The sequence below is a fragment of the Verrucomicrobiota bacterium genome (assembly GCA_016871675.1).
GTDB lineage: Bacteria > Verrucomicrobiota > Verrucomicrobiia > Limisphaerales > VHCN01 > VHCN01.
The window spans coordinates 1-12,191 of record VHCN01000028.1; the positions used below are offsets into that span (position 1 = coordinate 1).

Annotated in this window: 12 protein-coding genes and 1 pseudogene; 9 read left to right on the plus strand and 4 right to left on the minus strand. The window is 66.5% G+C overall.

Annotated elements, in window-relative coordinates:
* Window positions 1–763: DUF1501 domain-containing protein (locus FJ386_07925; GenBank protein MBM3876631.1), on the plus strand; the 763-nt coding region annotated here is incomplete at its 5' end.
* Window positions 764–835: 72 nt separating this feature from the next.
* Here FJ386_07925 and FJ386_07930 read toward each other — a convergent pair.
* Window positions 836–1,954 carry a hypothetical protein gene (locus FJ386_07930; GenBank protein MBM3876632.1) on the minus strand — a complete coding sequence of 373 codons (1,119 nt, stop codon included), beginning with the start codon at window positions 1,952–1,954 and terminating at the stop codon, window positions 836–838.
* Window positions 1,955–2,176: 222 nt separating this feature from the next.
* Here FJ386_07930 and FJ386_07935 point away from each other — a divergent pair, with 222 nt between their 5' ends.
* The 4 genes from FJ386_07935 to FJ386_07950 all read left to right on the plus strand — a co-directional run bounded on the left by FJ386_07935 (window position 2,177) and on the right by FJ386_07950 (window position 7,130).
* Complete coding sequence (locus tag FJ386_07935; GenBank protein MBM3876633.1) at window positions 2,177–3,226, plus strand: cyclase family protein; 1,050 nt, start codon at window positions 2,177–2,179, stop codon at window positions 3,224–3,226.
* Window positions 3,227–3,352: 126 nt separating this feature from the next.
* The gene (glnS, locus tag FJ386_07940) at window positions 3,353–5,152 is read left to right on the plus strand and encodes a glutamine--tRNA ligase (protein ID MBM3876634.1); all 1,800 of its coding nucleotides are present in this window, start codon (window positions 3,353–3,355) and stop codon (window positions 5,150–5,152) included.
* Window positions 5,125–6,252, plus strand: a complete 1,128-nt coding sequence (locus tag FJ386_07945) for an aminopeptidase (protein ID MBM3876635.1) — start codon at window positions 5,125–5,127, stop codon at window positions 6,250–6,252. The genes glnS and FJ386_07945 overlap by 28 nt, the downstream gene beginning before the upstream one ends.
* A 65-nt stretch (window positions 6,253–6,317) precedes the next feature.
* A complete protein-coding gene (locus FJ386_07950; protein MBM3876636.1) occupies window positions 6,318–7,130 on the plus strand; it encodes a tRNA threonylcarbamoyladenosine dehydratase in 813 nt (270 codons plus the stop codon).
* Here FJ386_07950 and FJ386_07955 read toward each other — a convergent pair.
* Genes FJ386_07955 through FJ386_07965 form a run of 3 tightly spaced genes read right to left on the minus strand, consistent with a single transcriptional unit; the run spans window position 7,087 to window position 9,144 of the window.
* A complete protein-coding gene (locus tag FJ386_07955) occupies window positions 7,087–7,911 on the minus strand; it encodes a TatD family deoxyribonuclease (GenBank protein ID MBM3876637.1) in 825 nt (274 codons plus the stop codon). The genes FJ386_07950 and FJ386_07955 overlap by 44 nt on opposite strands.
* On the minus strand, window positions 7,908–8,474 hold the full coding sequence (locus tag FJ386_07960) for a SufE family protein (protein MBM3876638.1): 567 nt from the start codon (window positions 8,472–8,474) through the stop codon (window positions 7,908–7,910). Before FJ386_07960 ends, FJ386_07955 begins: the two co-directional genes overlap by 4 nt.
* Window positions 8,425–9,144, minus strand: coding sequence for a YebC/PmpR family DNA-binding transcriptional regulator (locus FJ386_07965; protein ID MBM3876639.1), 720 nt, complete (start codon window positions 9,142–9,144; stop codon window positions 8,425–8,427). The genes FJ386_07960 and FJ386_07965 overlap by 50 nt, the downstream gene beginning before the upstream one ends.
* Before the next feature lie 92 nt (window positions 9,145–9,236).
* Between FJ386_07965 and FJ386_07970 the strand changes: the two genes are divergently transcribed.
* The 4 genes and pseudogenes from FJ386_07970 (at window position 9,237) to FJ386_07985 (ending at window position 12,133) form a co-directional block, all read left to right on the plus strand.
* Window positions 9,237–9,752: a hypothetical protein gene (locus FJ386_07970; protein MBM3876640.1), complete on the plus strand. Its 516-nt coding sequence runs from the start codon at window positions 9,237–9,239 to the stop codon at window positions 9,750–9,752.
* A gap of 284 nt (window positions 9,753–10,036) precedes the next feature.
* A pseudogene (locus tag FJ386_07975) lies at window positions 10,037–10,264 on the plus strand (hypothetical protein).
* A gap of 73 nt (window positions 10,265–10,337) precedes the next feature.
* Window positions 10,338–10,964, plus strand: coding sequence for a phosphoribosylglycinamide formyltransferase (locus tag FJ386_07980; protein ID MBM3876641.1), 627 nt, complete (start codon window positions 10,338–10,340; stop codon window positions 10,962–10,964).
* 2 nt (window positions 10,965–10,966) lie between these two features.
* Window positions 10,967–12,133 (plus strand): 5-(carboxyamino)imidazole ribonucleotide synthase, encoded by a 1,167-nt coding sequence (locus tag FJ386_07985; protein MBM3876642.1) that lies wholly within the window; start codon window positions 10,967–10,969, stop codon window positions 12,131–12,133.
* Window positions 12,134–12,191 lie beyond the last annotated feature (58 nt).

Sequence of the window (12,191 nt, forward strand, 5' to 3'; positions counted from 1 at the left end):
CCGCACCGCGCTGCGCCAAAACCTTGACACGCTGGAGCGCGCTTTCGACAAGGAAGGCGAGCTCGGCGCGCTCGACCAATTCGAGTCGCAAGCCGTCACGCTGCTTACGAATCCCAAGACCCGCGACGCCTTCGACCTCGCCAAAGAAGACGACCGCACGCGCGACCGTTACGGGCGCAACCGCTGGGGACAACAGTTACTCCTCGCGCGCCGCCTGGTTGAGTCGGGCGTCGAGATCATCCACAGCAACCTCGACGGCCCCCTTTGCGGCACCGCCGGCAACAACTGGGACGACCATGCCGTCAACGCCCACGTCTTCAACGGCCTGCGTTACCGCTGCTGGGCCTACGACCAGGCCCTCACCGCCCTCATTGAGGACATCCACGCGCGCGGGCTCGCCAAGCGCGTCATGGTCGTCGCCACCGGCGAATTTGGGCGCACCCCGAAAATCAGCTTTGACCGGAGCACCGGCGCGCATCCCGCGAGCGGTGCTGCGGGCACGCTCCAGCCCGGCCGCGACCACTGGCCCGGCGCGTTCTCGAACCTGTGGGCCGGCGGCGGCATCACCGGCGGCGGCATCATCGGTGCCAGCGACAAGCGCGCCGAGTATCCCGCCGAGCGCCCCTGCACACCCGGCGATTTCCTCGCCACGCTCTACAATCACCTCGGCATCGATTGGGAAAACACCACGCTCAATGACTTCACAGGACGCCCGACGCACATCGTGAGCGGTGGAAGTCCGATCAAGGAGTTGTTTGCCTGAAGGGCTCGCTGGTGCAGCTCTGAGCCGTCCACGTCGCGCCTCCTGCGGAGCGGAATCCGCGCCAGGCTGCTTTTACTTGATCGCCGCGCGGAGCACGGGCTCGAAGATGTCCGCCTGCCGCATGAATCCGAGGTCGTTTGCGTGAGAGGCATCCGTCGCTCCCTCGGAGTCGGTGCCGTAAAGCGCGTCGCCCTCGATGTAGTGCAGCTTCGCCACGCCCTCGGCCTTGAGTTGCTCGAACGCCTTCCGTAGCGCGGCGTGGTTGTCGTCGTGGAACTTCTTCTTGTTTGGCGTAATCCAGTCGTTGGTGAAGCGGCGGTCTTCGACGAGCACGATGGGGGTGTTCGGCCGCGCGGCGCGCAGTTGCTTCACCAGCGGCACGCACTTTGCGGTCACATCGGCGGGCTGCATGTTCGGCAGGCAATCAATCACGTAAACCGCGGCGTCAATCTCGCTCATCATCTCGCCGACCGCGGCGTCCATCCGGCCGTTGCCGGAGAAGCCGATGTTGATGACAGGCCGGTCAAGGCGGCGGCCAAGGATGGCCGTGTGCACCATGCCGGGCCGCGACGCGCACGCGCCGTGCGTGATGGACGTGCCGTAGAAGAGGACGGGCTTCTCCGCGCGCGGGGCGAGTCCCTCGAACTTCGCGCCGGCGGGCACGCCGATTTCGAGCGACTCGATGCCGTTGTAGAGCGGGAGATACGCGGCGTATTCGCGGGAGCCCGGCGCAAGGTCGTTGACGATCGCCGCCTCGACTTTCTGCGCGGAAGGCCGCGTGACTTGCACCCACTTCCACTTGCCGTGGTCGTCGCGCGCGTAGAGGTCGAGCCCGCTCACGCCGGTCGCGGGCATGTGCGGCATGGCAAGGTTCGACTTCGCGAGCGAGTAGCGCGTGTAGATGGATTTCGCGTCAGTCTTGAAGCGCACCACCATGCCCGCGCTGTCGCGGCTCAAGCCCCACACGGCGGGCGTGACCTTGCCCTCGGCCTTCGCGGGCAGGCGGTCGAACCACCGCTTGCGCTCCTGATCGGCCCAGCCGCGTCCCTCGACGCCCCACTTGGTGACATCGTGCCACGCGACATCGGCCGGAATGGCAGGTGCGGCTTTCGCCGGTGTCGCCTTTGGCGCGGGTTGCTGCGCCGCGAGCGGCGTGGCGATGAGGAGCGCGAGGAGTAATGGAGTGTTCATGGAGTGGGTTTCGCTGTATGCCGGCTTGCGGGCACGTGCGCCGCTCGTCCGGGTCGGGCGGGAGTGTTGGCTCGTGCGAGGGCGCAGTCAATCGCCCATCGTCCAGGTGTGAACGCCGTTCCTACCGAGCCACGAACCTGCTTGAAGGGTCTGGCGCGACCCAGAAGAAGCTTCCGAATTCGGCCGTCTTCAGTTACCTCTCGCAGGCAACACATCCCCGCCATGAAACCCATTCCAAGCCTCCTCCTGATTGCCGCCGCCGCCGTGGGCGTGTCCCTCACCGCAATGCTCGCCGCTGATTCCTCCGCACTCAAGAAGTGGCAGAAAGGAAAGGGCTGGGGCTGGGTGTGGGGCAAGGACGACGAGGTCGGCGCCCTGAACGAGATGACGGACGCGTCCCGCCTGGCCGCCCTGCGACTGGTCACACGCGGCAAGACTTACGACCTTGGCGTGCTTTACGACCGAACGAGCTACAAGTGGCCGGGCCACAGCCCGGGCGAAATCATGAGCTTCCGCACGCCCGAGGGCGTGAAGCGGCAGGGCGACCTGCCGTTCGTCGGTCCGGACCCGAGCAAGACGGGCTGGCACAGTTGCGCCCTGTTCATCAACGACAACGTCGCGACACAGATCGACGGGCTCGGCCATGCGACGATGGGGGACGACGACCACTGGTATAATGGTTTCCGCGAGCGCGACTGGGGCGGCAACTGGGGCCAGCGGAAGTGTGACGCGTCCACCATTCCGCCGATCGTCGCGCGCGGCGTGCTCGTGGATGTCGCGGGCACGAAGGGCGTCGATGCGCTGCCCGCCCACACCATCATCACCGTGGCAGACATCGAGGCGGCGTTGACACGGCAGGGAACGCAGCTCCGGCCGGGCGACGTGGTGTTGATTCGCACGGGAACGCTTCGCTACTGGGCGCAGACCGGCGCCGACCACAAGAAAATCTCCGAGCACGACTCCGCGGGCATCAATCTCGAAACCGCCAAATGGCTTGTCGAACAGAACGGAGCAATGATGATCGGCTCGGACACCAGCGGCCTTGAATACGGCCCGAAGGAATCCGACGCCGGGGCGTTCCGCGCCCGATACCGGTCCTTCATGCCCGTGCACAACTACCTGCTCATCGAGCAGGGCGTTCACATCGCGGAGTTCCATTACCTCGAGGACTTGGCGAAGGAGAAAGTCTACGAATTCGCCTACTTCTGCGCCGTGAACAAGGTCAAGGGCGCGGCCTCGGGATTCACGCTGCGCCCCGTCGCGATGCGGTGATCGGGCGGTTGGGCGCATTCTGACGATCCGCTGAAGCAGGTGAGCGGTGGGCGGCGTCCGCTTCGCACGCGCCGCGTGCCTTCTTGCAATCCGGCTGCAGCTTCGGCGATTCTCCGCTCCCGCGACATGAGCGAAGAGACTCCCAGCGCGCCGGCGGCCCCGGGCGATTTCATCCGCGACATTGTCGCGGCGGACCTCGCGTCCGGCAAACACAGCCGCATCGTCACGCGCTTTCCGCCCGAGCCGAACGGCTACCTCCACATCGGCCACGCCAAGAGCATCTGCCTGAATTTCGGACTCGCGCGAGAGAACGCCGGCCAGTGCAACCTCCGCATGGACGACACCAACCCGACGAAGGAAGACGTCGAGTATGTCGAGTCCATCACCGCCGACGTGAACTGGCTCATCGCCGGCTGGGCCGGCGACCGCCTCGGCTTGAAGGCGAAAGGCCGCACTCCCACCGGCCAACTCGTGGACGGAAAGCGCGACTTTTTCCTCCCGGCCGTCGCGCACAACGCACCGCGCGGCACGGTAGAACCGTTCTACGCCTCGGATTATTTCGCCCAGTGCTACGAGTTCGCGCTCGACCTTGTCCGCAAGGGCAAGGCTTACGTCTGCGACCTCTCGCCCGCGGACACCGACGCGTATCGCGGTTCGCCCGACCGGCCCGGCAGGGACTCGCCGTTTCGCGAGCGCCCGACACCGGAAAACCTTGAACTTTTCCAGCGCATGAAAGCCGGCGAGTTTCCCGACGGCACGCGCACGCTGCGGGCGAAGATTGACATGACGTCGCCGAACGTCTGGCTGCGAGACCCGGTGTTGTATCGCATCCGCCACGCCAAGCATCACCACACGGGCGCGGCGTGGTGCATCTATCCGATGTATGACTTCGCGCACTGCCTGAGCGACTACATCGAGGGCATCACGCACAGCATCTGCACGCTGGAATTCGAGGTGCACCGGCCGCTCTACGACTGGATCCTCCAAAACCTCGACCTCCCGCGCCCGCTGCCTCGCCAGATCGAGTTCGCGAAGCTCATCCCCACCTACACCATCGTCTCCAAGCGCAAGCTCATCCAACTCGTCAACGAGCGGCTCGTCACGGGCTGGGACGACCCGCGCCTGCCGACCATCAGCGGCCTGCGGCGGCGCGGCATCCCGGCGAGCGCGGTGCGCCAGTTCGCCTACCACATCGGCGTCACGAAGTTCAACTCCGTCACGGACATCGCCGTCTTCGAGCACGCGATTCGCGAGGACTTGAACGCGCGCGCGTTGCGCCGGCTCGCCGTGCTGCGCCCGCTCAAGCTGCTCATCACGAATCTTCCCGGCGGACACTTCGAGGAACTCGACGCGGTGAACAATCCCGAGGACGCCGCGGCCGGCACGCGCAAAATCCCCTTCAGCCGCGAGCTGTTCATCGAGCGGGACGACTTCATGGAAGCCGCGCCGCCCAAATTCTTCCGCCTGAAACCCGGCGGCGAAGTCCGCCTCAAATACGCCTACATCGTGAAGTGCGACGACGTGGTGAAAGACGCCGCGGGCAACATCACCGAACTGCGCTGCACCGCCGACCTCGACAGCAAGACCGGTGGCGCGACCTCGAATCGCAAAGTGAAAGGCACCATCCATTGGGTCAGCGCCGCGCATGCCGTGGACGCCGAGGCGCGTCTCTACGACCGCCTCTTCTCCGAGGCCGAACCCGAAAGGGACGGCCGCGACTTCAAGACCGCGCTCAACCCGCGCAGCCTCGAAATCGTCACCGCGAAATGCGAACCGTCGTGCAAAGCAGCCCGTGCTGAGGACCGCTATCAGTTCGAGCGCCTCGGCTACTTTGCGCTCGATCCCGACGGCGCGCCCGGCAGGCCCGTCTTCAACCGCACCATCACCTTGAGGGACACGTGGGCGAAGGAATCGCAGAAGGGTTGAGCGGCCCCGCAAGGGTGCTGCCGCTGTTGCTCCTCTGCCTTGCGAACGGCGGCTGCCAGACGGCCGGCTACTACTCGCAAGCCATCCGCGGCCACTGCCAGGTCGTTGCGCGACAGCAATCCATCGCGACAATTCTAAACGACCCGAAGACCCCCGAACCCCTCAAGGCCAGGCTCCAGCTTGTGCTCGAACTTCGTGCGTTCGCGGATTCGGAGCTGAAACTGCCCGCCAAGCGCCACTACTCCCGCTACGCGGATCTCGGCCGGCGCTTCGTCGTCTGGAACGTCAGCGCCACGCCGGAATTCTCGATGGAATCCAAGTCGTGGTGGTATCCGCTCGCAGGCCGGCTCGAATATCGCGGGTTCTTCGAAGAAGCCTCCGCGCGCCAACTCGCCGCGAAACTGGCGGGCGAGGGCTTCGACGTGGACGTCGGCGGCGTGCAAGCCTACTCGACGCTCGGCTGGTTCAGCGACCCGGTGCTCAACACGTTCATCCACGACTCCGAAATCGACCTTGCGGAACTGCTCTTCCACGAACTCGCGCACCAGCGGCTGTTCGTCGCCGGCGACACGGATTTCAGCGAAGCGTTCGCCGAATGCGTCGCGGAGGAGGGCACTCGCCGCTGGCTTCGCGCCCGCGGCAGCGCGGCGGCGCGGGCGGCTTACGAGGCGAAGCTCGTGCGCAAGGCGGAGTTCACGCGACTCATCACCTCCACGCGCACGCGGCTCGCGGAGCTTTTTTGCAGGGTCGCCCCGGAGGTGCCGCCATTGGCGCCCGTCTCCATGCTCGATCCGGACCGGGCTGCGGAGATGCGGCGCCGGAAGCAGGACGTGTTCGAAACGCTCCGGCGCGACTACGAAGCGCTCAAGTCCACGTGGGGCGGCGCGACCGATTACGAGGGCTGGTTCAAGCGCCCGCTCAACAACGCCCGGCTCAACGACGTGGACACGTATTACCGGCTCGTGCCGTCGTTCCACGCGCTGCTGCGCTCCTGCGACGGCGATTTGGAGAAGTTCTTCCGCGAGGCAAAGGCGCTTGGAAAACTTCCAAAGCTCGAACGGCACCGCGTTCTCGACGGGCGCGGCGCGCCCAAGAAGTGAAGCCGGCGCCCGCCAACGGTCCGGCGAACTTGGCAAATGCAGGCACGGCGGTTACGACTTCCGCGGTGAGCGACTACGCACAACGCTTCGGCGGCATCGCGAGACTCTACGGCGCCACGGGACTCGCCCGGCTTTGCGCGGCCCGCGTCTGCGTCATCGGGCTGGGCGGCGTCGGCTCGTGGGCCGTCGAGGCGCTCGCGCGCTCGGGCGTCGGCGCGCTCACGCTTGTGGACCTCGACGAAGTGTGCGTGAGCAACGTGAACCGCCAGCTTCACGCAATGGACGGGTTCGTCGGCCGCCCGAAGGCGGACGTGCTCGCGGAACGCGTCCTCGCCATCAATCCCGCTTGTCGTGTCACGCCGGTCGCGCAGTTCTTCACCGAGTCCACCGCCCGGTCCATTTTCTCCGGCCGTTTCGACGCCGTGTTCGACGCCATTGACGCGGTCTCCAACAAAGTCCGGCTTCTTGCGAAATGTCGTGAGTTGAGAATCCCGATTGTCACCTCCGGCGGCGCGGGCGGGCGGCGCGACCCCGCTGCGATTCGGGTGGCAGATCTCGCGTTCACGGAACGCGACCGCCTCCTCAACAAAGTCCGCGCGCAGCTCCGCAAACACCACGGTTTCCCGCGCGAGCGGGAGGCGTTCGGCATCCCGTGTATCTACTCGCCCGAGCCGCCGGTGTTTCCGGTCGCGGACGGTTCCGTGTGTTCCGAGCGCCCCGCCGGGACGAAGCCCGGCGGGCTGCAACTCAACTGCGAATCGGGCTTCGGCGCAGCCACGTTCGTGACGGGCACGTTTGGATTTGTCGCGGCGGCCGAGATCGTCAAGCGGATCGTCAGCGGGCCGGCGGAACCTGCCGCGAAGGAAACAGGCGGTTGAAATTCTCCTCCACCCTCGCGGCCAGCGACTCCAACGGGCAGCCCAGGAAATCCGCGGCGAAGCGATACACCGCGGCAAGGTTCGCGGGATGGTTCAACGGCGTGCCCGTTGCCGAATCGCTCAACGGGTGGGCGTTCAGTTCTTCCGGAAGCAACTGGTCCGGCGCGTCCGTTTCGATCAGGAGCCGGTCGGGCGGCACGGAGCGGAACGTCTCGCGCTGGCGCACCTTTCGTTTGTGAGCGAAGTAGCCTGGCAGGGAGAAGAAGGCGCCGAGTTTCGCGAGCGGGGCGACCATCTCGGCGGGTCCGCCGAAGCTGTGCAGGATGAACCCGGGCGCCGGTCGCGGACCTTCCCGCAACAGGTCAAGCATCCGGCCCCAAGCTTGGAGGCAGTGAATACTCGCGGGCACGTCCAGTTCGGTTGCGAGTTCGAGTTGCGCGATGAAGGCTTCCTCCTGGCCGTCGTAGCCCAGCCCCGGCTTCCAGCGGTCCAGCCCGATTTCGCCAACGGCGGCTCCGGGCGTTGCTGCAAGTGTGCGCCCCAATTGCTCCCGCCACCCGGAGGTTTGCTCCTGTAGATGCCACGGGTGATACCCAAAACAGGGCACGACGAGATCCGGGTGCGCGCGGGCGAGCGCGGCGACTTGCGGCCAGTCCTGCTCGCACGAGCCGTTGACGACCATCCGCGCCACACCCACGGCGCGACACGACGCGATGTGTTCCTCCTGCCGGCCGCCGAAGCGGTCGTCGTGCAGGTGATTGTGCGCGTCGAAGAGCCTCACTTCGGCAGAGTCGCGTTCGGGTGGGTTCGCCGGTGAACCTCCGCGCAGTCTCGGATGGACTCCCAGACGCGCCCGAGGGAGTTCCGGCGGTTTGGCGTGAGGTGGTGGTCAATGCCAACGGCAGAAAGGAAGTCCGGCGGCGTGGCCACGATTTCAGCGGGATCAGCCCCGCTGTAGAAGTCGCAAAGCAGCCCGGCGACGGACTTGACGATGAGCGAATCGGAATCGCAACGAAACCCGATCGCACCGCCGTGAAGCTCGCACACGAGCCACAATCGCGCAGTGCAGCCATGAACACGCCACCGCTCGGTGCGCAGGTCTTCTGGAAACTCCGGCCGCTGGCGCGCCTGCTCGACCAGCCACGCGAGCCGCTCCTGCGGGTCGCGCATCCGTGACAGTCCGGCAAGCAAACCCCGTTGTTTTTCTGCGAGTGACATGAGGATGGGACGGACTTCGACCCGGCTTGGTTTTGTGACTCCGCCTGAGTCGCGCGGCTTGCGGTGGCCGGCCCCGCTACAACGCGACGTAAACGCGATGCACGTCGTCGTGATCGTCGAGCGCATTGAGGAAATCGGTGACTTCCTTGCGGTGCGCGTCCGCGAGTTGCACCGGGTTCTTGGCGACGTGCCGAAGTTCGCTCGCGCTGATCTTCCACCCGGCCTTGGCGAGCCACGAGGTGACTGCCGCGAGGTCCTTCACATCGGTGGAGAAGGTCGCGCCGATGCTTCCCGCGGGGATTTCCGAGGTTTCGAGCGGTCCGACGTCTTGCGCGCCCGCCTCGATGGCGTCGCCCTCCGGGTCGCGCGACGCGTCGGTGTGCGTGGCTTCCACAATGCCGAGCCGGTCGAAGAAAAACGCCATGCTCCCGGGTTGTCCGAGTGTCCCGGCCTTGAAGAGGTTCCGGATGTCCGGCGCGGTACGGTTGCGGTTGTCCGTGAGGCACTCGACGATGACGGGCACCTTGTGCGGGGCGAAGCCCTCGTAGGTGATGGTCTCGAAGTTGACCGGTTCGTCGGTCTGGCCGCTGCCTTTCTTGATCGCGCGCTCAATCGTGTCGCGCGTCACGGAACTCTTGCGCGCCTTCTCGACGGCGACCGCGAGGCGCGCGTTGAGCGCCGGGTCTCCGCCGCCGAGCTTGGCCGCGACCATGATTTCACGGACGAGTTTGCTGACGATCTGCCCCTTCTTCTGGGCCGCTTCCTCGCGGCCGGCCTGTTTCCATTGGGCACCCATGCGGCGATTGTGACGCGGGGGCGCGCGATGCGCAACTGCGCGAGAATTCTGTTGAAAGCCCGTTGCGCTTCGCGCCGAATGAGCGCCATCAAATGAACCTGACCGACTCGCAACGGGCCGCCGTCACCGGTTGGATTGCCGAAGGGCTCAAGCTTTCCGAAGTGCAGAGCCGGCTTGGCAAGGAATTCAACCTGAGCCTCACTTACATGGAGGTCCGCTTCCTCGTGGACGACTTGAAGCTTGTTCCCAAGGATCCGCCCGCGCCGGTCGCCGGACCGAATCCCTCGCCAGCCTTGCAAACGAACCCGGCGCCCGGGGCGACACAATCAGAACCCGCGGGGGCAGCGCCCGAAACCGTTGGAGCGGAGCCTGCGGCTGCTCCCGCCCCTCCGGGGGGCGTGAAATTATCCGTGGACAAAGTCACGCGACCTGGCGCGTTCGTGAGTGGCTCCGTGACCTTCAGCGACGGGATGAAAGCCGCGTGGTATCTGGACCAAATGGGCCGGCTTGGCATCGTCGCCGACAAGAAGGGCTACAAGCCGAGCCAGGCGGACGTGCAGCAGTTCCAAATCGCCGTCCAAGCCGAGATGGTGAAACTGGGCTACTGAGATTCGCAGCACATCGGGCGCGACCATGTCGCCCATGCGGAGGGCTTCAACGGCAACCGAGACCCCGGGTTTCCAAACGCGGCCAAGCCATCTCGTCCTTCTTGCGGCCCTCGGCCTGCTCGCGGCTGCTCCGCTGCGGGCTCAAGTCCCGGACACCTCGCGCGGCCTGGCTGCGCTCCGCGTTCCGGTAGGTTTCATCGTCGAGGTCGCGACGGGGGCGGCAAGTCCACGGGCGCCGTGAGCGCGGCGCTCGATGAGAGAGGCCGGCTCTTCGTCGCGGAAATGTCCGCCGCGAGGCTGCCCTCGCCCTCGGACGGATCGGTGACATCGCCGCCGGGCCGGCGTTGCTCGCAGCAGCCACTCACACGGCGGATGCCTTCGAGGAGCATGCAATCCGCCACGCGCTGATGACTCTCAATGACTGGTCGCTGTTGACCGCGAGCCTCGAACCCGACGACCCCGGAATCCGCCGCGCCGCGCAACGGGTCATCGAGCGCATGGCCACGAGGTAGCGCCGGGTTGTTCGCTGCGCGCGAGCGCCACTGCACGCTTGCCTCACTTTCCCCGCCACCCGATGCTCGCGGCGTGGCAGGCGACATCAAGTTCCGGCTCGGCATCCTCGGTTCCGGCAAGGGCTCCAATTTCGTGGCCATCGCGGAAGCGTGCGCCGCGGGCCGGATCCCGGCCGAAGTCGCGCTTGTGGTTAGTGACGTCGAGGCCTCGGGGATCCTCGGGCACGCGCGTTCGCGAAATCTTCCCGCGAAGTTCATCGCGCCGGGGACATTTCGCACCAAACTCGACGACGAAGCCGAGGCTGCCTACATCCGCGCGATGCAGGAGGCCCGCGTCGATCTGGTCGTCCTGGCGGGTTTCATGCGCATCCTGAAGGGCGAGTTTCTGCGCGCCTTCGCCGGGCGCGTCGTGAACATTCACCCGTCGCTCCTGCCGGCGTTCACCGGGCTGGAAGCGTGGAAACAGGCGCTCGACTACGGCGTGAAAACCACGGGCTGCACAGTCCACCTGGTCGATCAGGGCGTGGATACCGGCCCCATCCTCGCGCAACAGACCGTGCCCGTCCTCGACGACGACACTGCGGAGTCGCTGCACGCGAGAATCCAACTCGCCGAGCGCGAACTGTTTCCCGCGACGATCGCCCGGCTTGCGCGCGGCGCAATCCGGGTCGAGGGACGACGCAGCTTCACCCGCGTGTGATCATGCCTGCGACGCCCGCACCCATCCTTCCCGGCGCAACGATTGGCGTGCTCGGCGGCGGGCAACTCGGCCGGATGTTCGCACTCGCGGCGCGCGCGCTCGGCTATCGCATCCACATCCTCTCGCCCGAATACGACGCGCCCGCCGGGCAGGTCGCCGACCTCGAGATCGTCGCGGAATACGAGGACGTGCACCGGATGCGGCAGTTCGCCCGGGGCGTGAGCGTGGTCACTTACGAGTTTGAGAACGTCCCCAGCCTCGCCGCGGAAACCGCCGCCCCGCTCGTGCCCGTGCGGCCCGGCGGAAATGTCCTGCACGTCGCGCAACACCGGCTCCGCGAAAAGACGTTTCTGCGCGACAACGGATTCCCCGTCACACCGTTCCGGCGGATTGCATCGCTGGCGGACCTGGCGGCGTGCGCAGCCGAGCTTGGCTTGCCCGCGGTGCTCAAGACCACTGGCTTCGGTTACGACGGCAAGGGACAGGTGAAGTTGCGCGCCCCCGACGACCTCGCGTCCGCTTGGGACCGGCTTTTGGGAGCGGAGGCGGTGTTCGAGAGCTTCGTGGATTTTGAGAAGGAACTGTCCGTCATCGCGGCGCGCAGCATCACCGGGGAGTTCGCCGCGTTCCCGGTGTTCGAGAACACGCACGCCAACCACATTCTCGACGTCACCTTCGCGCCGGCGGCCATCGCGCCGGAGGTCGTCACGGCGGCGCAGGAACTCGCCCGCGGCATCCTCGAAACACTCGACGTCGTCGGTTTGCTCACGGTGGAGCTGTTCCTGACGCGCGATGGCCGGCTGCTTGTGAACGAACTCGCGCCGCGCCCGCACAACTCGGGCCACCTCACCATTGATGCCTGCGTGACCAGCCAGTTCGAACAGCAGCTCCGCGCCATCTGCGGCCTGCCGCTCGGGTCTACCGAACTGCGCCGCCCCGCCGCGATGGCGAATCTCCTCGGCGAACTCTGGTCTGGCGGCGAACCCCGCTGGACCGCGGCCCTCGGCCATCCCGATGTGCGGCTGCACCTCTACGGGAAATCCCAGCCGCGCAAGGGCCGCAAGATGGGCCACATCACCGCCGCGGGCGCGACCGTCGAGGACGCCGTCCGCCGCGTGACCCACGCCCGCGAACTTCTCTGCGAGCCTTGCCTGCCGGGATTGCAGTGAACCATCGCGGTTCCGCGGATGTCGCGACGGGCCGGGCACGGCCGCGAACCCCGGCTCG